This window comes from Pollutimonas bauzanensis (assembly GCF_040393045.1).
Classification (GTDB): Bacteria; Pseudomonadota; Gammaproteobacteria; order Burkholderiales; family Burkholderiaceae_B; genus Pollutimonas; species Pollutimonas bauzanensis_A.
The window spans coordinates 1-24,077 of record NZ_JBEBUX010000009.1 but is presented as its reverse complement, the minus strand read 5'-3'; the positions used below and the strand labels follow the sequence as shown (position 1 = coordinate 24,077).

Here is a 24,077-nt window from a genome sequence, read left to right as displayed (position 1 = left end):
CGTTCCTGGCAGCAAAAGCCAAAGGATGCCGTTTTGCCATTATTTATGGAGTCATTTTCATGAGCAACAAACCAGTCGCAGTATACGGCCTTGGCAACATGGGCTATCTGGTCGCCCAACGTATCGCAAAACACTTCCCGACCAAAGTGGCGGATCTCGATACGGCCCAAGTCCAGCGCGCGCGCGACAGCTTCGCAGCACAACCCATCGCCGACCCCAAAGACGTCTCGGATGTTCATGCCATCGTATTGTGCTTGCCCAGCCCGGCCGCTTCGCAAAACGTACTCAAGCAGATTGCCCCCCATCTTTCACCCGATACCATTGTGCTGGAGACCAGCACAGTCAATCCTGACGACATCCACGCCAGCCAGAAAATACTGACTCCATTCGGTCTGCGTATCGTCGACGCATCCATACTCGCCGGAGTTAGTCAGATGGAAGCAGGCACTGCTACCTTGCTGTTGGGCGGCGACGAAAGCGATATCGCGACAACACAATCGGTGTTGAACGCCATTACTGAAAAGCAAATTTATTTTGGCCCTTCGGGCGCAGGCGCCGCTGCCAAAGTCATTAATAATGCCGTCGCCCACGCCGTAATGGTAGTCGTGGCGGAAGCCGGCGCTTTGGCCACAGCCTCGGGCGTCAGCTGCGAAAAACTGATTTCCTTGCTTGCCGATCCACAAATGGGCCTGCATCGGCCACTTACCCATCGTTATGCCGAGCGTATTCTCGGCAATAACTATGCGGGCGGCATGCCACTGGATGCAGCGCGTAAAGACTCCACGCTCGCACTTGAACTGGCCCAATCGCTAGGCGTGCCTATGTTCGCCATTCAAGGCTCTCACACAATATATGAAATCGCATCGGCAGCCGGATATGGCCGGGATGACTATGCCGCCATTGCCAAGGTATGGGCCGACTGGGGAAAACCAACAGTTCCCGCCCAATAGCTCGCTACGCAACAACGAAAAATAAAGCATCTTACGATCCATAACGAGGAGACATTATGAAAATCTTGAAACTAGCAGCAGCATTGACTGTCATGCTCGCGGCCACCACAACCGCATGGTCAGCCGACAAGTATCCTGAGCGCGCCATTCGCCTGGTGGTTCCCTTCCCGGCAGGAAGTACGACCGATACCATGGCACGTTTCCTGAGCGACCAGGTCCGTGCAGACCTGGGCCAAACGCTGGTCGTTGAAAACAAAGCCGGCGCGCAAGGCAGCATTGCAGCCGCGGAGGTAAGCCGCGCCACGCCTGACGGCTATACCTTGCTGGTCGGCACTAACTCTACGCAATCGGCCAACATCCATCTGTTTAAAAAACTGTCCTACGACCCCGCCAAGGACTTCACCGCCATCACACAGTTCTCCATGAATCCATTGGTGCTCGTCGTGCGGCCCGACTTGCCAGTCACGAACCTGCGAGAATTTCTAGACTACGCCAAATCGCAGCCTGGTCAACTGAACTATGGCGTAGGCAACACCGGAAGCCTGGCCGCAGTTCAAATGCTTAAAAGCATTACCGGTATTGACGCCATGGATATTCAATACGCAGGAACGCCTCAGGCTATCACGGACTTAATTGCCGGACGGCTCGACTTCATGATTACCGATATATCGGTAACGAAGCCATACATCGAAGCCGGCAAGCTGCGGGCGCTAGGTGTCACACCGATCAAGACTACCAGCGCTTTGCCCGGCGTACCTACGCTTGCTGAGGCGGGTTTGACAGGTTACGAGTTCGTCGCCTGGGGAGGCCTGTTCGCCCCCGCCGGAACCGACCCTGTCATCGTCGACCGGATTAACAAGGCGTTCGTAAAAGCACTGAACAGCCCGCAAGCAGCTGAGTTCTTCAGCAAGCAAGGATTGGAACCAACACCTCGCACACCCGCAGATTTTGCCGATTATGTCACCGCGCAAACGGACATGTGGGGAAAACTGCTGGCTGACGCTGGGCAACCCAAAAAATAGCGCGTACTCAATTATCTGGATAGATTATGACTACCTCAAAAAGCGCGACCTCTACAACCTTGCCCAAGTCGTCTTCGCCTGCTGCGCCCGCCCGAGTAAAACAATCCTTGCAGCAAGCCTATTCAATAGACGAGCTGCGCCGCCGCGCTCGCAGAAACTTGCCGCGCGCAGTCTTCGATTTCTATGATGGCGGTGCTGAAAACGAGACGACGCTTCGGGCCAACCAATCTGCCTACGACGGACTGAATATTGTTCCGCGTTATCTGGTTGATGTATCGAAAATCGATACCAGCATAAATCTGCTGGGCGCGCCGGCCTCACTGCCTATTGCGGTTGCACCCACGGGAGCCATTGGCTATGGCTGGCCTTTCGGCGACGTTGCCATTGCACGCGCCGCCGGCGCAGCAGGTATACCGTATGCCTTGCCTACTTCGTCAACATCGTCGATTGAACGAGTGGCGCGCGAAGCGCCAAATACCAGGCTTTGGTTCCAGTCGTACATGCTGCGCAAACGCGACTTCACCATGGGGTTAATCGACCGCGCCCGCAATGCTGGATACGAAGCCTTGATCATTACCATAGACATGCCGACTGGCGGTAAACGCGAGCGCGATATGCGTAACGATTTCGGCTTGCCATTCCGATTTACACCCCGCAATATGCTGGATTTCGCCAGCAAGCCGGGGTGGGTATCCCGCCTGCTGCGCCACGGTATGCCAACCCTGGAAAACATGGTCGGCTTTGTACCTGATACGCTCGACACCTCGACGATAGCCTCGTCGGTCGGCAAGAACTATGACCCCACATTCAACTGGAACGACCTGGCCAAGATCCGGGATGCCTGGCCGCGCCGCCTAATCATCAAGGGCGTACTCCATCCTCAAGATGCCCGGCGTGTCGCACAGATTGGTTGTGACGGCCTGATCGTCTCGAATCATGGCGGGCGCCAACTAGATGGAGCTCCCTCCAGCCTCCAGGCGCTACCCGCTATCGTTCAGGAGGTCGGGTCGAATCTGGAAGTCATTATGGATGGCGGCATACGCCGCGGAAGCGACGTCATCAAAGCACTGGCTTTAGGCGCCAAGGCAGTCATGATCGGCCGCCCCATGCTTTATGGCGTCAGCGCAGGCGGACAAGATGGCGCCGAGCGCGCCCTGTTCCTGCTGCAAGAAGAACTGCTTCGTTCTATGCGGCTAAGCGGCTTGGCATCAATATCGGAAATCGATAGGGACATTCTTTTGCAATAGACAAGAACGCTAGACCAGAAGGTCTGCAGGCGTATCGACGTCCCGGTGGATACCAGGATCAAGCACAGGCACGTTCTGCACAGGATACTCTTGTAGTAAGCGTCGAGCTCCTGTGTCGCCAGAAATCTCCAACAACCGCATTAAATGCCTTCTACTGAACGCGGCGGGGTTCCCTCGCCGACAACAAAGCGTGACATAAGGATGCCCCCATACCACGCTCCGACTCCGGACATTCAGTCACTATGCAGTCCACCTGCTCAAGCAAGTCAGAGGCCACCCTCACCATTTGCCTTAGCGCATGATCAGATAAGCAACGACGAGCACAACCATTGCTCCCGAAACCCACCACACAAGGCCTGTTTTTCGAGATTTCTCAGGCACCGGTTTTGCGGCTGCCTCCATCTCTGTCTTGACTGCCGTTATCGCACCATCCTCAGGCTTCGCAAGCGCTTGCAAGCGCTGCTCAAAAGCCTTAAAAAAATCTTCCGATAGTTTTGCCGCTGCTGCATCGACCAGGCGCGAGCCTATCTGGGCAATCTTCCCGCCCACCTGTGCACGAGCGGTATAGTTGAGCCGGGTTTTTTCTCCGTCGGCAACCAACGATACATCGGCAGATCCCTTTCCAAAACCTGCAACCCCCCCTTGGCCGTCAAAGTGAATGGTATAGCTATGAGGCGGCTGCACATTGGTCATCTTCAGATTCCCCTTGAATCTGGCACTAACTGGACCAACCTTCACAGACACTAACGCCACAAACGCGTTTTCCTCTGTGCGCTCCAAGGTTTCGCAACCTGCGATACATTCTTTCAATATCGCAGGGTCATTGAGCGCAGCCCAGGTAACATCCAGGGTCGCGGGTATAAATCGCTCGTCTTGCAGTTCCATTTGCATCCAATAAAAAACTAGTAAATATCAAAGCCGATTCCGGCGAATCAGCATCAACGCGCGCGTATAGCTTCGACGGCTCGAGCCGACATCACACTAATCATTTCGGCACGATAATCGGCCGACCCATGCATATCGCCGTTAATGTTGTCAGTAGAAATTTTTACCGACCTGGCTGCTTCCGAGGTGAAGGATGTATTTAGCTTCGCCTCCATCTCTGAACAGCGAAATACGCTATTTTTCGCACCTGTAATTGCCACCCGCACCCCGCCCGCCCCTTGGCTTACAAAAACGCCTACCAGAGCAAAACGAGACGCGGGCTGCTTGTACTTTATATAAGCAGCCCGCAGAGGAATAGCGAAACTCACCGATGTAATGAGTTCCCCAGCCTCCAGAGCTGTCTCATACAACCCGGTAAAAAACGTATCGCCATCAATTACACGACGATCAGTCTGTATCTTGGCCCCCAAGCCCAAAACGGCAGCTGGATAACAAGCCGCGGGGTCTGCATTGGCAAGTGATCCTCCTAAGGTTCCCATGTTGCGAACCATACGGTCGCCTATACCGCCCGCTAACTCTGCTATCGCCGGAACGGCTTGAAGCACATCCTGCGATCGAGCTACGGTTGCGTGCGTTGTCATCGCACCAATGGTCACGAATCCTTCATGAACCGATATGCCTCTAAGCTCATCGAGCCCACCCAGATCGACCAAACGTTCACATGCGGACAAGCGTAGTTTCATGGCCTGGACCAAACTCTGCCCCCCTGCCAGATATCGTGCATCACCTTGCATGGCAAGCATCGCGCCCGCCTTGTCCACAGGGCGCTGATAATCGAATATATACATGGATAAGCTCCTATTTCCCCGCCTGGACAAGCTGAATCGACTTAACAATATTTTGGTAGCCAGTGCAGCGACATATATTGCCGTCAAGTGACTCTCGAATTTCCTCTTCAGTCGCACGCGGATTCTCGGCAAGCAAGTGCACCGCGGACATGACCATGCCAGGCGTACAGTAACCACATTGCAAACCATGGCACTCACGAAATGCTGCCTGCATAGGATGCAGCTCTCCACCCTGGCTCAATCCCTCTATCGTGGTGATCTGGGCTCCTTGTGCTTGCGCCGCCAGCATTGAACACGACTTAACGGCGTTGCCATTCATATGTACGGTACAAGCGCCGCATTGCGCGGTATCGCAACCAACATGGGTTCCCGTAAGTCTCAGATGTTCACGAATAAACTGAACGAGCAACATACGCGGATCTATGCTCGCCTCAACGTGCTTTCCATTGACAGATAGAGAAATGGAAATAGTCATAGTGTGCCTTTAGAAAAATGACATTGCTATATCCTGCGGGCGTGCCATCCGATCGGAAAATGGCACGCCATGCAAACGCCGTTCAATCAATAAGCAGACCTGCTGAGGAAAGCTTTTTCTTCAGGTTCTCGAAACCGTCCGTGTACTCCCATGTCTGCACAGTATCGTGCGGCGTTTCGATAAAAATGTATTTAGCCGTAATAGAGAGGATCCTATCCAACTTGATCACCTTTTCGACAAAACCATCCGCAGGAACCGGATCGATAATCGGTTGACGATCTTGCGTGTAACCGTGATAAACGTTAGCAGCTCGGATATGAGCGGTAATGTACTTCATGAGTTTTCCTTCTTACTTAAATAAAATGAATAAAACAGAGCAAATTTGTTCTGCAACCACCTTAGTGGTCTGCAATACCGTGCTCGCTCTGATCACGAGCACATTGAATCGCTGTCCAGACCGCCACTGCTGTAGCCGGCATGTCGATATTTGTCACCTTAAGGTCTGCAAGCGCATCTAACACGGCGTTGATAATGGCCGGAGGCACACCTACCGAACCTACTTCAGCGCATCCTTTCGCTTTTAAGGGGTTATGTTCACAAGGGGTACTCTGGATATGGACTTCGAAATTCGGTAGGTCGTCGGCGCGCGGCATGCAATAGTCCTGAAACGAACCGGTAAGCAACTGGCCCGTCTCATCGTGTACGCACTCCTCAAGCAGAGCTTGTCCCACACCCTGGGCGAGTCCCCCATGAAGCTGCCCGTGCACAACCATGGGATTCACCACTTCCCCCACATCATCGACCGCCACAATGTTGACGATACTTACGCGCCCCGTTTCTGGGTCGACTTCCAGCTCGCAAATATGACAACCACACGGATAAGTCCAATTGGCCGGATCATAGAATGCCGTTTCATCCAGACCCGGCTCGACTTCTTCAATCGGATAATTATGTAGCGTATATGCTGCCTTTGCCACATCCTGAAACATCACTGATCGGCCATCAACAGCCTTGAACTGACCATTATCAAAAGTGACATCAGCAACATCCGCATTCAGAAGATGGGCTGCTATCTTTGTTCCCTTAAGAACAATTTTGTCCAGCGCCTTCACAATCGCCGATCCCCCGAGTACCAGCGATCGGGATGCCGCCGTACCCCGGCCAAACGGTATCTGATCCGTATCCCCTTGCACAACTTTCACCTTATCTATGGCAATGCCAAGCCGGTCACAGACCAATTGTGCAAAGGTGGTTTCATGGCTTTGACCATGGCTGTGCGACCCACTGAACACAGTCACTGCGGAACTTGGGTGAACACGCACCTGCGCAGACTCAGCTCTGCCACCACGGCCACCCAGCTCACCCAAAACCTTAGATGGTGTTCCTCCCGCAATTTCAACGTATGTCGAGATTCCGATACCACGATACTTCCCCTGGCGGCGAGCTGCCTGACGACGTGCCTCGAACCCTGCCCAGTCGGACTTTTCCAAGGCCACCCTCAACGTCGCCTCATGATCTCCCGAATCATATGTAAGCCCACCTGGTGTGGCGTACGGGAACTGATCTGACCTTATAAAATTGCGGCGTCTTAACTCCACCCGATCTTGACCAATTTCCCGAGCGGCTTTATCGATCAAGCGCTCGAGTACATAAGTGGCCTCCGGTCGGCCTGCCCCTCGGTAGGCATCGACGCCGCAGGTATGCGTAAAAGTCACGATGACATTACAGTGTAGGACCGGAATTTGATAAACTCCTGCCAGCAATGGCGCGTAATAAAAGGTAGGAATAGCCGTCGCACCACTTGATAGGTACGCACCCACATTCGCCAGCGTTTTGACGCGTAAGCCTATAAACTTCCCCGAAGCATCCAATGCCAGCTCTGCAGTTGTCTGATGATCACGCCCATGCGCATCCGTCAAAAAAGCCTCAGAGCGGTCAGACGTCCACCGTACGGGACGGCCAAGACACCGGCTTGCCCAACTCACGCAGACTTCCTCGGGATACACAAAAATCTTCGAACCAAACCCACCGCCCACGTCCGGTGAGATGACCCGCACACTGGTCTCAGGCATACTTAAAATATTGCAAAGCGTGCCGCGAACTGTGTGGGGATTTTGACTCGTGGTGTAAAGGGTCAAGTCACCCATTGACGCAACGTAGTTCGCGATAGCGGCACGTGGCTCCATCGGATTCGGAATCAGCCGATTGTTCTTCAGCTCGATCCGCGTGACATGCGAAGCACGATTAAAGGCGTCATCAGTAGCGTTCTGGTCACCCAGCACCCAATCGCAACAAACGTTGCCAGGGATGTCGTCCCACACAAGCGGCGCATTTTCCCGAGTAGCACTAGTGACATCCGCTACGGCTTCCAGAGGCTCGAAATCCACATCGACGAGCTCAACCGCGTCCTGCGCCTGAAGCAAGGTTTCTGCGATAACGACGGCAACCGGCTCTCCGACATGCCTCACCTTATCTAACGCTAACGGATAGTGGGGCGGTTCCGCCATCGGCCGACCCTCTCTATCGTGAATCAGCCACCCACAGGGAATGCCTTTTACACCCGCCGAAAGCATGTCGGCTGCTGTATAAACCGCCACTACTCCTGGAGCATTCAGCGCGTTGCTTACGTCGATCCCACGAATCACTGCATGCGCATAAGAAGATCGCACAAAGCGTGCATACAATTGCCCCGGAAAGTGATGATCATCCACATAGCGGCCCGCCCCAGCAACAAACCGTGCGTCTTCTTTTCGCTTGACTGAACGACCAATTCCCGAATCGGCAGCACTCCCGGCGTTTTCGTTGGTATCCAGCTTATTAAGCTCCCGCAGGAGCTGCGGCTTGATGATTTCCATAGCGTCTTATTTCCAAAGATTCATTTCAAAAAAGCTGCTTACCGGTCTTCAGCAAAAAGATGGCAAGCAACTTTACGGCTATCGCACTGATCCGTCTGCACCGGAACCAGCTTCGGAACTTCGGTTTTGCATTTAGGCATGACATGAAGGCAGCGCGTATGAAATCTGCAACCAGCGGGAGGATTCATGGGGCTGGGTAGCTCCCCGTTCATGGAAATCCTGCGGCGACGCGCTTCACTAGGAGGCCGCGCAATCGGAATCGCTGAGAACAAAACCTGGGTATAGGGATGTAAAGGCTTATTCCATAGCTCTGATTTCGGTGCAATTTCAACAATTTCACCTAGATACATAACAGCTATCCGATCGGCCAAATACCCCACCACAGACAGATCGTGGGAAATAAAAATATAAGCAAGACTGTTCTCGCGCTGCAGACGGCGCAGTAAATTAATAATCTGTGCCTGTATTGACACATCCAGCGCTGAAACAGGCTCATCGCACACAACCAGCTTAGGCTCCAGTGCGATCGCCCGCGCAATCGCAATACGCTGGCGCTGGCCGCCTGAAAATTCATGTGGAAATCTGTCGGCATGCTCCGCATGCAAGCCAACGCGTGCAAGCAGCTCATTAACTTTTCCGGCCCTACTACTACGCGTACCAACAGCGTGGACATCGAAAGGCTCGCCCAGAATTTGTCGAACCGTCCGTCGGGGATTCAACGACGCATACGGATCCTGGAAAACGATCTGCACCTCGCGCCGCACCGAACGTAACGCCTTGCGTGACAAATGCGTGATGTCCTCGCCATGAAATAAAATACGTCCCTCGTCAGGCTCATGCAGACGAACCAGGGTTCGGCCAAGAGTAGACTTGCCACAGCCCGACTCACCGACAATTCCCAGCGTCTCACCGGCATAAACCTCAAAGTCCACACCATCTACCGCATGAACCTTGCCCCCCGATGTCTCATGGTGCTTAACCAGATTCTCTACCTTCAGCAAAGGCAACATTTCAGCCTGGTTCATGTATTCACTCCAATTTCATGGGCACGCCGACAAGCCACCCATCGCATAGGGCCAGTGCTCGTCAACAACGGAACGGCTTTTTTGCAGTCATTTTCAGCAAACTGACAACGCTCCGCGAACGAACAGCCAGGGCCTAATCTATCCAGCGGCGGGACAGTGCCCGGTATTTCGGCCAATGAATGGTCATCATCCACGCCCTCTAGATCAGGGCAAGGCACGCTAGCCAGCAAAGCTCTGCTATAGGGATGGCCGGGCATCGTGAAGAACTCCTCACAGTGCGCCTCCTCTACTTTTCTACCGGCATACATGACCATGACCCGCTGCGCCCACTCAGCGACCACGCCAAGGTCATGGGTGATCAAAATAACCCCCATGCCCAGCTCTTTCTTCAAGCGATCTATCAAGGCGAGCACCTGCGCCTGTATGGTGACATCCAGCGCTGTTGTAGGTTCATCAGCAATCAGAATCTTGGGCCGACAAGCCAGTGCGATGGCTATTACAATACGCTGCCTCATTCCTCCGGACAGGTGATGCGGATACTGATTAAAACGTGCAGCGGGTTCAGGAATGCCTACCAATTCAAATAAATCATGGGCACGCTTGCTTGCTTCACTTGCCGAACATTTATCATGTTCCAATATGCTTTCGATGACTTGTTTTCCGACTGTCATCAACGGATTCAAGCTCGTCATTGGCTCCTGAAAAATCATCGAAACATCACGGCCACGAACCCTACGCATTTCCTTTTCAGACAACGCCATCAAATCTCGACCCGCCAACTTGACCTGTCCACCAGCCCGTCTGGCAACAGGATGAGGCAGCAAGCGCATTATGGAACGCGCCAGCATGCTTTTGCCACAACCTGACTCGCCCACCACAGCGAGCGTCTCACCCGCAGCGACCTCCAAATCCACATCATTAACGACGGAAAACCAATCGGCTGCGGCAGACCTGAACTCGGTACGCAACCCCCGTACGCTCAAAAGCATATTTGGTTCATTCATTGCTTCAACCTCGGATTCAGTGCTTCGTTCAATGCATCGCCAACCAGATTGATCGCCAGTACAGTCATTAAAATGGCGATGCCGGGAATCGTAACCATCCACCATGCTGTACGCATTGCAGACCGCCCAGCCCCCACCATGAAGCCCCATGTCATTATGTTTGGATCGCCCAGCCCTAGAAACGAAAGTCCAGACTCGAATAAAATTGAAGTAGCGACCATCAGTGAACCAGCTACGATAATGGTCGACATCACATTGGGCAGTATCTGAACCACAAAAATCTTTAAATCATTCATTCCAAGCGAAATACAGGCATGAACAAATTCGCGATTTTTAATACTGATCACCTCGGCACGCACCAGCCTCGCCAACGGCGCCCATGAGACGACGGCAATTGCACCGATTACGTTGCCCAATGTCGGCCCCAGTACAGCCACAATAACGATCGCGCCAATAAAGGTAGGTATCGTCTGGAAGAACTCAGTCACCCGCATTAAGGCCGTGTCAATCCGCCCCCCGTAGTAACCTGCAAACCCACCAATGCTCGTTCCAAGCACGACAATGACCAGCGTTGCAACGACACCCACCAACAAGGAAATACGGGCCCCATAAACGATACCTGCAGCGATATCCCGACCCAACATATCAGTGCCGAACACATATTCGCCAAATGGCTTGAGAAACGGTCGTCCTACCATTTCAAAGGGCCCGTCGGGGTATAACAAGGGTGCAGTGATGGCGAAAGCAACAACACAGGCCAATATGAGTATGCCAATCACAGCACCAGGATTACGCCAGAAGCGCCCAAATACGCCAGGCCCCGTATAACGCGCATCAGACATTTCCTTTCTCCCCTGCCAACTCTATGCGTGGGTCAATAAGCGTATAGATCAAGTCGACCAGAGCGTTCGTGATAACTACCAAGATTGAACTCAAAAAGAAAATACCCAACAGGAGGTTCAGGTCTCGGGCAAAAAGAGACTCATAGGCCAGCAAGCCGAGGCCTGGCCAACCAAACACGGATTCGACGATCACGGACCCACCTAACATGCTCGAGACCTGCACTCCGGCCATGGTCAACACGGGCAAGATGGCATTACGCAACACATGGCGGCAGACAATCTTCCTGTTGGACAAGCCCTTGGCTTTTGCCGTGGTCACGAAGTCCAGGCGCAATGTTTCAAGCATGGATGCACGCATCAAACGGGTATACAGGGCCATATAAAAGAAAGCCAAGGTAATCGCAGGCAAGACTAGATGTCTGGCTACGTCCAATGCATAAGCCATTCCGGTAAGGCTGCTGCCGACACTGGCGATACCACTAGTCGGGAACCAGCCCAGATTCAACGAGAAGACGATAATGAACATCAAACCTATCCAGAAAAGCGGCGTAGCGTACGAAATAATGGCAAAAATCATAATTACCAATCCCGCAAAGCTGCGTCCCTTAACTGCTGCAATCGACCCCAACAAAATGCCAAAACCTACAGAGATAATCATGGACGCCACCATCAGCAGCGCAGTTGCCCCAAGACGCTCGAAGATCAAGTCGGCTACGGGACGCCCGTGCCTGAAGGAATACCCCATATCAAAGAAAGCGATATTCTTGATGTAGTCAAAAAACTGCAAATAAAGTGGCTGATCCAAGCCAAACTGCGCACGAATCTGAGCCATATATTGCTCACTTGCAGCGCCGGCTTCACCCGCCAGCACCTGAGCGGCATCCCCAGGCGCGAGTCGTATCAGAAAAAAATTGACGGCCACGATCGCAAATATGATTGGCAATCCATTCACCAATCTCTTTAAAACGTACTTTCCCCTAGCTGTCCACATAGACTTCCTTTCGTTACCGTTTCAGGCGCATCAGCTATCGCTGGATGCGCCTGCCTGGGCAATATATTTATTATTGTTTGATCCAGGTGTCATATAGACCACCACGAATACCCAGAGGCGACGTAATCAGGTTCTGCACCCTCGTATCCTGCAGTGCGACCAAGGCCATCTCCATAATCCAGATCACAGGGCTGTCTTCTGCGATTTGACGCTGGAGACCGTGAAATAGCTCGGCGCGTTTTTTGGGGTCAAGCTCAGTCTGAGCGGCCTCCCACAGCCGATCCACTTCAGCGTTTTCATAACGAACTGTGTTGGTGTAGGGGACATTCGGCTTGATATTCTTGGACCAGTATTGCCTCTGAACCCCGAGCGTTGGATCACCCATACCGATAAACCAGCCAGAAGCCATCCAAAAGTCATAGTTGCTTCCGTATACTTGGCGCATAAAGGTCGGAGCGTCACTGGTGCGCAACTCGACATCTATGCCAACCTTGCCCAGCGCCTGTTTGACATACTCAGCCATGCGACGCCAGTCCTCGCCAAACGGCACAACGTCATGCACTATCTTGAAGCGCATACCGTTGGCGCCGCGCTTCAGACCAGCTTCGTCAAGCAGTTTATTGGCAATATCGATACGGTCCTTTACGCCATATTGACGTACGCCCTCTTCCGTATACAACCCTGCTCCGGCATATACAGAAGAAATTGGACCTACAGCAGGCTTACCAAAGCCATACCAAATATTTTCCGTGATCAGATTACGATCTATCGCGTAAGCAATGGCCTGCCGAACACGCTTATCATCGAGTGGCGCACGCTTAGTATTCAACTCCATCAGCATTACGGGCGCCAGGGCTTCGTAACCACCTTCCGCAATTTTTATATTCGGCAAGTCGGCAAGCCGTCTCATTTCCACCGGATTAATCGTACCGAAAGTCGCGACATGAACTTCGCCTTTCTCTAACGCTGCTGACCGGGTCGATGCGTCGGCAATAAACCGAAAGATCACGCGATCAAGGTAAGGCATCCCCTTGCGCCAGTAGTGTTCGTTACGGTCAAGCTGGATAAAATTGCCTTTTTCCCATTTTGCGAACTTGAAGGGCCCTGTACCGATAGGCACATTCACTGCGGGATTGTTTCTTATATCAGTGCCTTCGTATATGTGCTTGGGTAGCATAGGCACTTCCAGACCAGACAATCCTCTCATCATGGGTGGATAGGGATGTTCCAGCTCAAGTATCGCTGTAAACTCGTCGGGAGTTTTCACCGCAGTCACCGGCCCCAAATTGCTCAGCCCACGAGGATGAAACTCCTTCACCACCTTCAATAAAGAAAAAGCCACATCCGCGCTGGTAAACGGCTTGCCGTCATGCCACAGAACACCCTTGCGTAAATTGAACTGGACAGTTTTTCCATCCTCACTGATTTCCCATGACTCGGCCAGCGAAGGAATAGGCTCCAATTTGGAGTCGTATTCCAATAACCCATCAAAAATCTTTGTCGCCACTTCGTTAGTGGTAGGCGCAGAGCTTAGAGCATTCGTAATAATCGACGGCTCAGGTGTCGTCGTGATTATCAACGTACCGCCTTTCTGAGGTTCAACTGCCATTGAAATCGGCATAACCCCTAAAGCGGCAACGGCCAAAACAGCACACTGCGCAAATCTTGAAACTCGCTTCATTAAAACCATGGTCCGTCCTTTTATTTTTAGACAACGAGAGAATCAGTGGCACCTAGCCACGCTTATCACCAAATTTGAAGCACTGAAAAACCTCAGCCAAATGACCGCCGACCCTGGCATATGTTGATACGCATAGTCATCTTCCGCACTGTCTTAAGGAGAAGAAACAAATATCGACACATTGGAAATATTTGATAATTCGGGACAAAAATTATTCTACCGTTGAAAATTACAATAAAAAACAGGTGAAAACCCTATAAGAATCCGAAAAATGGCGTTTATATATACTGGCAGTGTAAATACTTAGAGTCAGCGCCAACAAAAGAAGGGATACTTTGTCCCATTAGCAATTATTAGCGCCCTCTTTAACAGGAAAGGATATGGAGAATTTGGATTTACAGGTGCTGCGAACCCTATGGCAATGGCGTAGAGAGGCCAAACATGCTTGTCTTGTCACTGTTGTACGCACTTGGGGATCTTCGCCCCGTCCCGTTGGATCAGTCATGGCGATTTGCCAAGACGGCAGCGTAATAGGCTCGGTTTCAGGCGGGTGTATCGAAGATGACCTGATTCTTCGTTACCCTAAGATGGAAAAATCAGGTCCGCCGTCATTCATAAAATATGGCATTGATGCGGACGAAGCCCATAAGTTTGGACTGCCTTGTGGAGGAACCATTGAGCTTCTGCTCGAGCACACACCCGATACTGGACTGCTTGCGCAACTCATAACGCAATTGGAACAGGGTCACTTAATGCTAAGAACCGTCAATCTCCAGAACGGCGATGTGCAACTCAACCAAACGCATGCTCCAGCAGCGCTTACAGTCGATTGCTCGACCATGTCCAACACCTTTGGCCCCGAGTATCGGATGCTGCTGATTGGTGCAGGGCAGCTCACCGAGTATCTGGCCATAATGGCTCTATTTAGTGGCTTTGCCGTCACTGTGTGTGATCCACGTATTGAGCACACCCGATCCTGGTCTGTAAAAGGCGTGAAGCTGGTCACCGACATGCCAGACGATACCGTTGACGCTTTCAAACCTGACCGCCGAACTTGTGTTATCGCTCTAACTCACGACCCGAAACTGGACGACCTGGCGCTGCTAGCCGCCCTGCAGTCGGAGGCATTTTATGTAGGAGCAATCGGCTCGCGACGTAACAGCCTCACACGACGACAGCGCATGATCCAGCATCTAGACCAGTCACCGTCGCATGTGGCTGCGCTACGCGGCCCCGTCGGAGTCTATATTGGCAGCAAGACTCCGCCAGAGATTGCGATCAGCATCATGGCAGAGGTCATCGCGATCAAGAATGGAGTTTTGTTACCCAGCGAATTTGACATTTGCCACGCCAAGAAGAAGGCCTTCGTTTCCGCTGAGTCATCTAAGGAAGAAAAGCAGCATGCTCGACAACACGAGTGACTAGAACCAGATGCGAATTGAGCGTTCCTTGCTTCTTCGCAGCCACCCGTAAATGACATTCTGTAGACTGTCATATCAAAACCTACTTAAACCGACAGGCTCATGATGATTCAAAACAAAAATTTATAATATGGAAATGACGGTGAGCAGTACATAACAGCCGATAGCGCTATCGCTATCGGCAAAGAAAAAAGCACATACGTTTCCGACGGAGTATAAAAACATGGCTACGCTTGACCCTTCCACAGACCTCGGGCACCGGCTAAGAAAATTACGAAAAGACCAGCGGCTATCGCTAGCCCAACTCTCCGATTTATCAAATGTTTCGGTCAGCATGCTAAGTCACATCGAAAGGGCGCAAACCACGCCCTCGCTGAAAACCTTAGATAAAATATGCCAAGCGCTTGGCGTTGAGATGCCAGCGGTTTTTCCCGTCAAAGAACCAACAGAAAATAGTTCTAGTTCTCCTGTAGTTCGTGCAAATGAAAGAGCGAGGCTGGATTTTCCTTCTGTAGGCTTGACCAAAGAGCTGCTGTCTCCTAGCAGCTCGGGTAGCAAAACACTTGAGTTCTTCATGATGATAGTAGAACCGGGAGGGGGATCAGGTCCTGAATACCTCGTGCGCAACGGCGAAAAAGGCGGCATTATTCTGCAAGGGAAATTGCTGTTATCTGTCGGAGAACATCAATACAACCTAAGTGAGGGGGACAGCTTTCAGTTCGATAGCGGAAAACCGCATCGCATACACAACATCACCACGGAAGAAACCAAGCTTATGTGGATCATCTGCCCTCACAAGATTGCGGGGGAAATCTAGCGCCCGAGCCTTACGTCATACATTGGCCAACCGAAGCTATTAACTGAGAAGCATGCCGTGCCGTCGGGCGGATAGAGAAGTTCATCTTCGAGTAATTGCGCCTCCCGTAGGTGCTCCGTGAAAAACACCCGCGGAAGATGAGCTGCCCTCAAAAATTGGACATCAATCCAAACTTCACCTCCAACGAACTACGCAGGCGCCCACTCGGCAATATCATCCAACGGATACACCGGGTGCTGCACATTTTTGAAGGGAAACAGCGAATAATTCGAGCTGGTAACGCCCTCGCTGTCGCACTCGACAAAAGCCTTTGCGATAGGCAAGAACACGGGTCGGCAATACATGCGCGATTTGAGCAGCACATACTCTTTTTTGGTTGGATCAACGCCAACGCACGAAAACACGCCCAAATCCCACGGTTCATGAGGGGTTTCAGTGACAATGATTTCCATATCGCCGCTAACAAATAACGCCGTGCGACCCATGCTGAACTTCATGCCATGGTAGGTCGGGCCGGTAATGACATACTCGCCATTACTAAGCCGCTGTACACGACCAGTTAGTGTGACCGGTGTTTTTTGTATGCCCAAACTTGTCAGGGGCCGTTTGTTGCCCAGTGCAATGCTAAGGCTGGCGCCCTCGCCTGCCTCGAACATGGCGGCCACGGCTTCCGGATCGCACAATGGCCCGACTGCAATACTGACGATGCCTTGCGCCCTGGCCTCTTGCAACACATCCATGGTGTCGCAAGTGCCGCCCGACATGCAGTTATCGCTATGGTCCAGCAGTAGCACAGGGCCATTGGCGTCGCCGCATTGCGGCTGCGCCGCACCCTGCTGATTTCCCAACGCGATGGCTTGGCGGATTGAATCAGCCAACGGCGGGCTGCGATAGACAAACCCTTCCTTTTCGGCCCACACTGCTGTGGCAAGCCGGTCGGCAGCCTTTTGGGCCGCAATGGCATCTTCACCGACGACAAGAATGCTCAAGCACGGCGCCGGGATATCGGCCAAAGAAAAGCCGGCCATCACGGTAACGGCAAGCGCATCGCCGTCTTGCTCCATTTGGGTTGCCGTGGCAACGGCCCGCTTCATGGCTGGCGCCTGGGTGGAGCTTGTCAGGGTATGCGTCATCAAAGGCAGTTGCCGCCACGCCGTAACAGGCGTCTTTGCGCCTTTCAACTTATCCAGCAGCAACTGGCCGGCCAGCAATCCGGTCTCGTACATATCGACGTGCGGATAGGTCTTGAACCCCACCAGAATATCGGCGTTATCCACCATTTTCTGGGTAACATTCCCGTGCAGATCCAGGGCAACGGTTATCGGAATCCCTGGGAAACGCGATCGGAGCTGTTCTAGTAAATCGCCCTCGCCATCGTCAGTATTCTCAACCGCCATGGCGCCATGCAGATCCAGCATGAGGGCGTCGCAGCCTGCTGCGGCCTGAACAATACGGTCGCACATGGCGTTGTAGGCGTCAGCATCCACGCGGCCGCTAGGGTTCGCCCATGCCGACAGCGGAGTGACAATATCGGCATGCACGCCTTCGGCCAGTTCGATGAATGCACCCATGGCAGTACGCTCGCCCTTCTGCGCAGCGTAGGCAGCAGCGTCATAATCAGGGCCATGGCCGCCAAATGCGCTCAGCGGCGTGGGGACAGGGGAAAACGTGTTGGTCTCGTGATTAAGCCTGGCAATCAGTATTTTCATTGCTCGGCTTCCCCTGCTTGCGCCAGCATTGCCTGCAACAGCACATTGCATCCGGCTTCAATGTGTTCGGGCAACGCGTCCTCAATTTCGTTATGGCTGATGCCATCTTTACAAGGAATGAAGATCATGGCCGTTGGTGTTACCCGCGCCAAATAAACAGCATCGTGCCCCGCCCCGCTGACAATATCCTTGTGCGAAAAGCCTTGCTGTTTCGCAGCCTGGCGTACGGTATCGACCAGACTGTTATCGAATGGCTGCGGCGGAAAGTAAACGACTTGCTTGAGATCCGCCTCGATCTGCCCGCGCCCCACCACGACATCGACTGCCGCCTTTAACTGAGCTTCCATTGCTGTCAGTACATCGTCGCTGGCAGCCCTAAGATCGACACTGAATTTAACCGTACCCGGAATGACGTTTCGGGAGTTTGGGAACACATTCAGCCAACCTACCGTCGCGCGCGCATAAGGCGCATGGTCCAGGGCAATCTTGTTGATGGCCTGTATCAGTTCAGCGGCGCCCAGCAAAGCATCCTTGCGCAGCTCCATCGGCGTCGGACCGGCATGGGCCTCCATCCCCGTCAGCACGACGTCGTACCAACGCTGTCCCAATGCGCCGCTGACTACACCGATAGTGGTTTCGCTGGCCTCGAGTATGGGGCCTTGCTCGATGTGAGCTTCGAAATAAGCCTTAATGGGAAAAGAAGCACAAGATGCCGTGCCCGCGTATCCAATTTTCTTTAACTCATCGCCGACTGTAAGGCCTTCTGTATCGGCTTGAGCCAGTACATGATCCAGGGTAAACGCCCCGGCGAAGACACCCGACCCCATCATCACAGGCACAAAGCGTGAGCCTTCTTCATTGGTCCACACCACAACTTCCAGCGGTGCCTGAGTACGGATTTGCTGATCGTTCAACGTACGCAAGACTTCTATGCCAGCCAGTACCCCGTAGTTCCCGTCAAATTTCCCGCCGGTCGGCTGGGTGTCGATATGGCTGCCGGTCATGACGGGTGGCAAGCTGTCATCCATGCCAGGCCGATGGGCAAAAATATTGCCGATACCATCAATACGTATAGAGCAGCCGGCCTCTTGCGCCCATTGCACGAAAAGGTCACGCCCCCGCTTGTCCAGCTCAGTCAGCGCCAATCTGCACACGCCGCCTTTGGGTGTCGCACCGATCTGTGCCAGCGACATAAGCGAGTCCCACAACCGCTTGCCATTGATGCGAAGAGTGGTACGTTCAGTAAAAGTAGTATCCATAACGGTCTCGATGTTTATGCCAGGAAATCACGTTAAACAGCTGCAATAAAGCAGCGCGTATTTAGTCGGCTGCGCCCACACTAAGGTATTTGTCCTTGACACTGGTGTCGGCCATGAAGACGGCATTCTCATTTTCGTACACGATGCGGCCTCCTTCAATAATGTAGTGGCGATCAGCAAGCTGCATGCACACTTCCAGGTTTTGCTCGACCAGCAGTACGGCAACGCCGCTCGTCCTGATCAGCTTCAGCTGAGCCACAATTTCCTCCACGATGACAGGCGCCAGACCTTCAACAGGCTCGTCCAGAATCAAGAGCTTGGGCGAGTTCATCATGGCACGTCCTATTGCCAGCATTTGCTGCTCGCCACCCGATAAGTTGGCGCCGCTATTGCGCCGCCTTTCGTGCAGCCGCGGAAAAATCCGATAGATGTCCTTCAGGGACCATTGGGATTTCTTGTTTTCCGCCAGCCTGAGGTTTTCTTCCACGGTCAGCAAGCGAAAAATGCCGCGATGTTCTGGCACCAGGCAAAGTCCCTGAGCAGAAATATCATAGGTCGGCATTGCCGTAATGTCACGGCCCTGGAACAAGATTTTCCCCTCGCGCGCTGGCACCAGGCCCATGATGCTTTTCAAGGTAGTGGACTTGCCCGCCCCGTTACGCCCCAGTAAGCACACCAGTTCGCCTTGTTCGACGGTAAGCGAAACATTCTGGATAACATGGCTTTGCCCGTAGTAGGCATGGATATTCTCGACGACAAGCATTAAGCGCCTCCGGTAATCATGTTGCCAAGGTAGGCTTGGCGAACGCGCTCGTCAGACTTGACTGAAGCGGGCGGTCCTTCTACCAGGACCTTACCCGATTGCATCACAGTGATGACATCCGAAATATCCATCACGATCCCCATGTTGTGCTCAATCAGGACAACGGTAAGGTCTTTACGCAAGCCGTGGATAATGGCTTTCATGGCATCAATGTCATCGATGCCCATGCCCGAGGTTGGCTCATCAAGAAAAATAATTTTCGGCTTGGCGGCGAGCGCCATACCTACCTCCAGACGCCGCTGCTGGCCATGCGAAAGCTGGCCGGCAATATGGTCGATACTGGAGTTCAAGCCCAGACGGGACAGGATGGACTCCGTCAATTCGGCGTGGTCTTTATCCAGATCAGCGCCCGACCAAAGATAAAAGGCCTTGCGCGGCTGCACGCCCTGCGCCGCCAGCCGCAGGTTTTCACGTACGGTAAGGCCAAGAAATAATGACGTGACCTGAAATGAGCGGGCCATTCCCAGTTGAACGCGCTCGTAATCGGCCATGCTGCTGACATTGGTCCCATTCAAAAGGATGGACCCCGAGGTTAACGGAACAGTACCTGTCAGAGCGTGGAACAAGGTGGTCTTTCCTGCCCCATTCGGGCCAATTACTGAATGCACCGTATTCGACCTGACACGCAGGTTGACGCCCGCCACCGCCTGGAACTTGCCGTAACGCTTGACGACGTCTGTAGCATCAAGAATGATCTGGCTCATAATGGCTCCTGTGACTGGCTATCGGCTGCCTGCGGTCGCACCTGTTCGGCGGCGCTGACGGGGGTTTTCCCCCTGATTTTGGCCAGCAAAATCTTCGAAGCCCCCCACAGTCCGCCCTGCATATACAAACTGACTGCCATCAGCAGAAAGCCAAACAGCAATAACCATCGGGGCCAAAGATTGGACAACCAGTCCGAGGCAATAACGTACAGCGCTGCACCCAACAATGAGGCAACCAGATTGCCTGTTCCACCGATCACGGTCACCAGCAAAATCGTTTCACTCATGTGATAGTTGATGCTGGTCAACGGGGCAATACCCGTCATCATGGCGTAGAGCGCACCTGCTAACGCCGTCACCGCGCCAGAGATCATGAACGCCAGCAACTTGAAATGGATGATGTTGTAGCCCAGTGCCGTTGCGCGCGCCGGGTTGTCTCGTATGGCCAGCAAGGTACGCCCGAAGATCGAGTCGACCACGCGTTGCAGTCCCCAGAACACCAGCAAGAAAATGATGGCAATGAAAGAATAGAATTGCCAGGCCGACTTATTGGGAAATAAGGCATAACCAAACACGGTGAGCGGCAGGCGAGGAATATCGAGCAGGCCGTTGTCGCCGCCAGTCCATTCTGGTGTGGAGTACGCCAGAAAATAGAACATTTGCGTCAGCGCCAAGGTCAACATCACAAAATATACGCCCTTCTGGCGGATGGCAAGCCACCCCACAAGCGCAGCAACCAACATGCCCACCGCGAGTGCCGCGAGCAGCACGACAGGCATAGGAATGCCCGTCCTGGTAAGCAGAATCCCCAAGGTATAGCTGCCCACGCCAAAGAATATGCCCTGACCAAACGACAATAGGCCCGTGTACCCGAGGAGAAGATTGCACCCCAATGCCGCCAGGGCGAAAACAAGTACTTCAGAGGCCAATGAACCCGACTCGAGCATCAGCGGCAATATCAGGACGCCGGCAATAGCCAGCAAAAGATAGCGGCGTTTCAAGAAAATCTGGCTCATGTCAGCTCCTTCTTCCCATCAGTCCGTCAGGACGAAGTAACAGTATCATCGCCATGGCAATGTAGATCATCAGGCTGGCGCCTTGGGGCCACAGCGTACTCATCACGCTTTGCACTATGCCCACCAGCAAGCCACCTAACAGCGCGCCACTGAAACTGCCCATGCCGCCAATCACCACCACCACGAAAGCGATGGCAAGCGCCTCTATTCCCATGAAAGGTTCCACCCCGCGCAAGGGCGCGGCAAGTACACCCGCCAGCCCTGCCGTGGCCGCGCCTAGCGCGAAAGTCAAACCGAAAACCTTATAAACATTGATGCTCAGCAAGGTGACCATTTCGGGTGACTCGCTGCCAGCGCGCACGATGCTGCCCAGCTTCGTGCGCTCCAGCAGCAACCAAATCAGCACAGCCAAGACCGCCGTCAAGGCAATCAGGAAAATACGGTATTTTGGATAGATAAAAGAACCCCACATCACGACCCCTTTCAAGGCGTCGGGTGGCGGCACATTCACGCCGACTGGCCCCCAGGTCAGAATCACCAGTTCTTGAATGGCCATGGCCAGCCCAAGAGTGAAAAGAATATGGAATTCGTGCGGCATGTCGTAAACCCTGCGCAACAAAAGACGCTCGACCAGCCAGGCGCTGAATCCCACTATCAAGGGACCGACCGCCAATACCACCCAAAAGTTCATGCCCCACTGCAGGCACTGATAGCACGCGTATGCACCCAAAAGGTAAAAGGCGCCATGGGCAAAATTGACGAAACGCAACAAGCCAAACACGATGGACAGCCCAACGGCCAGCAGGAAATAGATCATCCCAATGCCAACGCCGTTTATGACCTGCAATACATATAAATTCATACCGGTAGGCACCATTAACTACCCCGGCCCCCTGGCATCAAGGGCAGCGTGGAGCCGAGATACTTGAAAGAAGAAAACCTCAGGGGTCAGAATGCCTTACTGCCGCCTGAGTATCACAGCATCAGGCAGGCATCTTGCAGCCAGCATCCGCTGGCGACAGGAAAGACTGGCCTTCGCTAACGATATCGCAATAATCGTCTTTGTCGGCCATTTTTGCCTTGGCTTTACCTTTGAGCAGGTAGTAGTTTTTTAATACCTGATGATCTGCTTTACGGATTTCTTCCTTTCCGGTTAGCCCGTCGTACTGGGCGCCTTCCATTGCCGCTATGACCTTGGCCGTGTCCGTTGAGTTTGCCTTGGCAATGCCATCGAGCATCATCTTGGTGCAGATATAGGCACCCGCCAGGCTGTAGTTTGGCGTGATGTTGAACTTGGCGCGGCATTGCTCGACCAGTGTCTTGTTCATCGGTGCATCAACGGTGTGCCAATACTGAACGCCAAAATAAACATCTTCACATAAGTCCGCCCCCAAAGAGTCGAACTGCTCAAGGCCGGATGCCCATGCCATCAGAATGATGGTATTGGTTTTGAGGCCGAAACTGACAGCCTGGCGTAGCGCTTCTGAACTTTGCGAACCGAAATTCAGCAACACGAGGACATCGGGCTTGGCTGCCATGGCATTCGTCAGGTAGCCGCTGAATTCCCGTTCGTCCAGCGAATGGTAGCTATTGCCGACGTGTTCAAGATTATTTTCCTTCAGTATGTTCTTGGTGTGGCCCAATAAACCTTCGCCAAATACATACTGGGGTGTAATCGTGTACCAGCGTTTCGCCTTGGGATGCAATTTAATCAATGGCCCGACTGTTTCACGAATCGCACCAAAGGTCGGCACCGACCACCGGAAGGTTCCGCGATTGCAATCAGTACCCGTAATTTCATCTGCCCCGGCAGTCGTGACAAAAATCCCGCCCAACTTGTCCAAGGTCTTGCCCATCGCCAGCGCTTCCGACGACAAAATGCCTCCGGCAAAGAAATGGGCCTTGTCTTTCTCGAAGGCATCCTGAACCTGTCGTATAGCGATAGCGGGTTTGCCCTGAGTATCAAGCACTTTATGCGCTAACGACTGGCCCAATACCGTTTTGGTCTGCGACAGAATCAGGTCTGTACCCATGGCGGCAAACTTGCCATTGGCGGCAAAAGGACCCGACATCGGGTTAGGGGCTCCAAACATGATGGGGCCTGATTCTGCAGCAAAAACCGATTTCAGTGAGAGCGGTGACACCAGCGCTGCAGTTGCGCCAGCCTTCAATATGTCGCGTCTATTCATGAGCGTTGTCTCCAGATGGTTCTAATAATTGTGGTTTTGATCTAACAGCATGGTAGTTCGCGAATACTAACGGGCGCATTGTTGTTCAGCAATATGCAGTTTTTCCAAATCAGCCAACCGTATTGGTAAACCTGGAATACTCCGTATTGGTCCATGCTTTTCAAGCGGCGCTTGCATCTTGGGTGCTTTAGGGACGCTGTCCGGCTCTGGTGACGGTGTCTTGCTCTGGTGACGTTGTCTCGCTCTGGTACCGTTGTTCGACTCTGATGACGTTGTCTGGGGCGGGTGAGGCCAGTCCGGCACGGCGTGCTTGT

At 53.0% G+C, this 24,077-nt stretch carries 22 protein-coding genes; 5 read left to right on the top strand and 17 right to left on the bottom strand.

Annotated elements, in window-relative coordinates:
* Nucleotides 1-59 precede the first annotated feature (59 nt).
* From ABWO67_RS02665 to ABWO67_RS02655, 3 genes are read left to right on the top strand one after another with little or no spacing between them, the layout of a single operon-like run.
* The gene (locus ABWO67_RS02665; RefSeq protein WP_353147112.1) at nucleotides 60-950 is read left to right on the top strand and encodes an NAD(P)-dependent oxidoreductase; all 891 of its coding nucleotides are present in this window, start codon (nucleotides 60-62) and stop codon (nucleotides 948-950) included.
* Nucleotides 951-1,006: 56 nt separating this feature from the next.
* A complete protein-coding gene (locus ABWO67_RS02660) occupies nucleotides 1,007-1,972 on the top strand; it encodes a Bug family tripartite tricarboxylate transporter substrate binding protein (RefSeq protein WP_353147109.1) in 966 nt (321 codons plus the stop codon).
* Nucleotides 1,973-1,998: 26 nt separating this feature from the next.
* Nucleotides 1,999-3,219, top strand: a complete 1,221-nt coding sequence (locus ABWO67_RS02655) for an alpha-hydroxy acid oxidase (RefSeq protein ID WP_353147106.1) — start codon at nucleotides 1,999-2,001, stop codon at nucleotides 3,217-3,219.
* A 291-nt stretch (nucleotides 3,220-3,510) separates the two neighbouring features.
* On the opposite strand, the gene ABWO67_RS02650 is transcribed toward ABWO67_RS02655, so the two are convergent.
* The 10 genes from ABWO67_RS02650 to ABWO67_RS02605 form a co-directional block, all read right to left on the bottom strand.
* Nucleotides 3,511-4,104, bottom strand: a complete 594-nt coding sequence (locus tag ABWO67_RS02650) for an SRPBCC family protein (RefSeq protein ID WP_353147103.1) — start codon at nucleotides 4,102-4,104, stop codon at nucleotides 3,511-3,513.
* Between the two features lie 53 nt (nucleotides 4,105-4,157).
* Nucleotides 4,158-4,952 (bottom strand): FAD binding domain-containing protein, encoded by a 795-nt coding sequence (locus tag ABWO67_RS02645; RefSeq protein WP_353147100.1) that lies wholly within the window; start codon nucleotides 4,950-4,952, stop codon nucleotides 4,158-4,160.
* 10 nt (nucleotides 4,953-4,962) lie between these two features.
* Complete coding sequence (locus ABWO67_RS02640) at nucleotides 4,963-5,427, bottom strand: (2Fe-2S)-binding protein (RefSeq protein WP_353147097.1); 465 nt, start codon at nucleotides 5,425-5,427, stop codon at nucleotides 4,963-4,965.
* 82 nt (nucleotides 5,428-5,509) lie between these two features.
* Nucleotides 5,510-5,764: a hypothetical protein gene (locus tag ABWO67_RS02635; protein WP_353147094.1), complete on the bottom strand. Its 255-nt coding sequence runs from the start codon at nucleotides 5,762-5,764 to the stop codon at nucleotides 5,510-5,512.
* Nucleotides 5,765-5,825: 61 nt separating this feature from the next.
* The gene (locus ABWO67_RS02630) at nucleotides 5,826-8,282 is read right to left on the bottom strand and encodes a xanthine dehydrogenase family protein molybdopterin-binding subunit (protein ID WP_353147091.1); all 2,457 of its coding nucleotides are present in this window, start codon (nucleotides 8,280-8,282) and stop codon (nucleotides 5,826-5,828) included.
* A 38-nt stretch (nucleotides 8,283-8,320) separates the two neighbouring features.
* Complete coding sequence (locus ABWO67_RS02625; RefSeq protein WP_353147088.1) at nucleotides 8,321-9,307, bottom strand: ABC transporter ATP-binding protein; 987 nt, start codon at nucleotides 9,305-9,307, stop codon at nucleotides 8,321-8,323.
* Nucleotides 9,304-10,311 (bottom strand): ABC transporter ATP-binding protein, encoded by a 1,008-nt coding sequence (locus tag ABWO67_RS02620; protein WP_353147085.1) that lies wholly within the window; start codon nucleotides 10,309-10,311, stop codon nucleotides 9,304-9,306. The genes ABWO67_RS02625 and ABWO67_RS02620 overlap by 4 nt, the downstream gene beginning before the upstream one ends.
* Nucleotides 10,308-11,153, bottom strand: coding sequence for an ABC transporter permease (locus ABWO67_RS02615; protein ID WP_353147083.1), 846 nt, complete (start codon nucleotides 11,151-11,153; stop codon nucleotides 10,308-10,310). The genes ABWO67_RS02620 and ABWO67_RS02615 overlap by 4 nt, the downstream gene beginning before the upstream one ends.
* The gene (locus ABWO67_RS02610) at nucleotides 11,146-12,144 is read right to left on the bottom strand and encodes an ABC transporter permease (RefSeq protein WP_353147080.1); all 999 of its coding nucleotides are present in this window, start codon (nucleotides 12,142-12,144) and stop codon (nucleotides 11,146-11,148) included. The genes ABWO67_RS02615 and ABWO67_RS02610 overlap by 8 nt, the downstream gene beginning before the upstream one ends.
* 70 nt (nucleotides 12,145-12,214) lie before the next feature.
* Complete coding sequence (locus tag ABWO67_RS02605) at nucleotides 12,215-13,834, bottom strand: ABC transporter substrate-binding protein (RefSeq protein WP_353147077.1); 1,620 nt, start codon at nucleotides 13,832-13,834, stop codon at nucleotides 12,215-12,217.
* A 371-nt stretch (nucleotides 13,835-14,205) separates the two neighbouring features.
* Between ABWO67_RS02605 and ABWO67_RS02600 the strand changes: the two genes are divergently transcribed.
* Both ABWO67_RS02600 and ABWO67_RS02595 read left to right on the top strand, forming a co-directional pair.
* On the top strand, nucleotides 14,206-15,246 hold the full coding sequence (locus tag ABWO67_RS02600; RefSeq protein WP_353147075.1) for an XdhC family protein: 1,041 nt from the start codon (nucleotides 14,206-14,208) through the stop codon (nucleotides 15,244-15,246).
* 223 nt (nucleotides 15,247-15,469) lie between these two features.
* Nucleotides 15,470-16,063: a cupin domain-containing protein gene (locus ABWO67_RS02595; protein WP_353147072.1), complete on the top strand. Its 594-nt coding sequence runs from the start codon at nucleotides 15,470-15,472 to the stop codon at nucleotides 16,061-16,063.
* A gap of 188 nt (nucleotides 16,064-16,251) precedes the next feature.
* Here the strand turns inward: ABWO67_RS02595 and ABWO67_RS02590 are convergent, their stop codons facing one another.
* From ABWO67_RS02590 to ABWO67_RS02560, 7 genes are all read right to left on the bottom strand, one after another.
* On the bottom strand, nucleotides 16,252-17,772 hold the full coding sequence (locus tag ABWO67_RS02590) for a M81 family metallopeptidase (RefSeq protein WP_353147069.1): 1,521 nt from the start codon (nucleotides 17,770-17,772) through the stop codon (nucleotides 16,252-16,254).
* Nucleotides 17,769-19,031 carry a Zn-dependent hydrolase gene (locus tag ABWO67_RS02585; RefSeq protein WP_353147066.1) on the bottom strand — a complete coding sequence of 421 codons (1,263 nt, stop codon included), beginning with the start codon at nucleotides 19,029-19,031 and terminating at the stop codon, nucleotides 17,769-17,771. Before ABWO67_RS02585 ends, ABWO67_RS02590 begins: the two co-directional genes overlap by 4 nt.
* Before the next feature lie 61 nt (nucleotides 19,032-19,092).
* Nucleotides 19,093-19,794 carry an ABC transporter ATP-binding protein gene (locus tag ABWO67_RS02580; RefSeq protein ID WP_353147063.1) on the bottom strand — a complete coding sequence of 234 codons (702 nt, stop codon included), beginning with the start codon at nucleotides 19,792-19,794 and terminating at the stop codon, nucleotides 19,093-19,095.
* Nucleotides 19,794-20,558, bottom strand: coding sequence for an ABC transporter ATP-binding protein (locus ABWO67_RS02575; protein WP_353147060.1), 765 nt, complete (start codon nucleotides 20,556-20,558; stop codon nucleotides 19,794-19,796). The genes ABWO67_RS02580 and ABWO67_RS02575 overlap by 1 nt, the downstream gene beginning before the upstream one ends.
* Nucleotides 20,555-21,574, bottom strand: a complete 1,020-nt coding sequence (locus tag ABWO67_RS02570) for a branched-chain amino acid ABC transporter permease (RefSeq protein WP_353147057.1) — start codon at nucleotides 21,572-21,574, stop codon at nucleotides 20,555-20,557. Before ABWO67_RS02570 ends, ABWO67_RS02575 begins: the two co-directional genes overlap by 4 nt.
* Before the next feature lies 1 nt (nucleotide 21,575).
* Nucleotides 21,576-22,436, bottom strand: coding sequence for a branched-chain amino acid ABC transporter permease (locus ABWO67_RS02565; protein WP_353147175.1), 861 nt, complete (start codon nucleotides 22,434-22,436; stop codon nucleotides 21,576-21,578).
* 121 nt (nucleotides 22,437-22,557) lie between these two features.
* A complete protein-coding gene (locus ABWO67_RS02560; RefSeq protein WP_353147054.1) occupies nucleotides 22,558-23,763 on the bottom strand; it encodes an ABC transporter substrate-binding protein in 1,206 nt (401 codons plus the stop codon).
* Nucleotides 23,764-24,077: the final 314 nt, after the last annotated feature.

Coding starts and splice junctions, on each gene's coding strand:
- ABWO67_RS02565 (WP_353147175.1), bottom strand. CDS start 22,436: ATGAATTTATATGTATTGCAGGTCATAAACGGCGTTGGCATTGGGATG.
- ABWO67_RS02650 (WP_353147103.1), bottom strand. CDS start 4,104: ATGGAACTGCAAGACGAGCGATTTATACCCGCGACCCTGGATGTTACC.
- ABWO67_RS02595 (WP_353147072.1), top strand. CDS start 15,470: ATGGCTACGCTTGACCCTTCCACAGACCTCGGGCACCGGCTAAGAAAA.
- ABWO67_RS02610 (WP_353147080.1), bottom strand. CDS start 12,144: ATGTGGACAGCTAGGGGAAAGTACGTTTTAAAGAGATTGGTGAATGGA.
- ABWO67_RS02665 (WP_353147112.1), top strand. CDS start 60: ATGAGCAACAAACCAGTCGCAGTATACGGCCTTGGCAACATGGGCTAT.
- ABWO67_RS02590 (WP_353147069.1), bottom strand. CDS start 17,772: ATGAAAATACTGATTGCCAGGCTTAATCACGAGACCAACACGTTTTCC.
- ABWO67_RS02560 (WP_353147054.1), bottom strand. CDS start 23,763: ATGAATAGACGCGACATATTGAAGGCTGGCGCAACTGCAGCGCTGGTG.
- ABWO67_RS02580 (WP_353147063.1), bottom strand. CDS start 19,794: ATGCTTGTCGTCGAGAATATCCATGCCTACTACGGGCAAAGCCATGTT.
- ABWO67_RS02625 (WP_353147088.1), bottom strand. CDS start 9,307: ATGAACCAGGCTGAAATGTTGCCTTTGCTGAAGGTAGAGAATCTGGTT.
- ABWO67_RS02570 (WP_353147057.1), bottom strand. CDS start 21,574: ATGAGCCAGATTTTCTTGAAACGCCGCTATCTTTTGCTGGCTATTGCC.
- ABWO67_RS02640 (WP_353147097.1), bottom strand. CDS start 5,427: ATGACTATTTCCATTTCTCTATCTGTCAATGGAAAGCACGTTGAGGCG.
- ABWO67_RS02615 (WP_353147083.1), bottom strand. CDS start 11,153: ATGTCTGATGCGCGTTATACGGGGCCTGGCGTATTTGGGCGCTTCTGG.
- ABWO67_RS02635 (WP_353147094.1), bottom strand. CDS start 5,764: ATGAAGTACATTACCGCTCATATCCGAGCTGCTAACGTTTATCACGGT.
- ABWO67_RS02620 (WP_353147085.1), bottom strand. CDS start 10,311: ATGAATGAACCAAATATGCTTTTGAGCGTACGGGGGTTGCGTACCGAG.
- ABWO67_RS02660 (WP_353147109.1), top strand. CDS start 1,007: ATGAAAATCTTGAAACTAGCAGCAGCATTGACTGTCATGCTCGCGGCC.
- ABWO67_RS02655 (WP_353147106.1), top strand. CDS start 1,999: ATGACTACCTCAAAAAGCGCGACCTCTACAACCTTGCCCAAGTCGTCT.
- ABWO67_RS02630 (WP_353147091.1), bottom strand. CDS start 8,282: ATGGAAATCATCAAGCCGCAGCTCCTGCGGGAGCTTAATAAGCTGGAT.
- ABWO67_RS02575 (WP_353147060.1), bottom strand. CDS start 20,558: ATGAGCCAGATCATTCTTGATGCTACAGACGTCGTCAAGCGTTACGGC.
- ABWO67_RS02585 (WP_353147066.1), bottom strand. CDS start 19,031: ATGGATACTACTTTTACTGAACGTACCACTCTTCGCATCAATGGCAAG.
- ABWO67_RS02645 (WP_353147100.1), bottom strand. CDS start 4,952: ATGTATATATTCGATTATCAGCGCCCTGTGGACAAGGCGGGCGCGATG.
- ABWO67_RS02600 (WP_353147075.1), top strand. CDS start 14,206: ATGGAGAATTTGGATTTACAGGTGCTGCGAACCCTATGGCAATGGCGT.
- ABWO67_RS02605 (WP_353147077.1), bottom strand. CDS start 13,834: ATGGTTTTAATGAAGCGAGTTTCAAGATTTGCGCAGTGTGCTGTTTTG.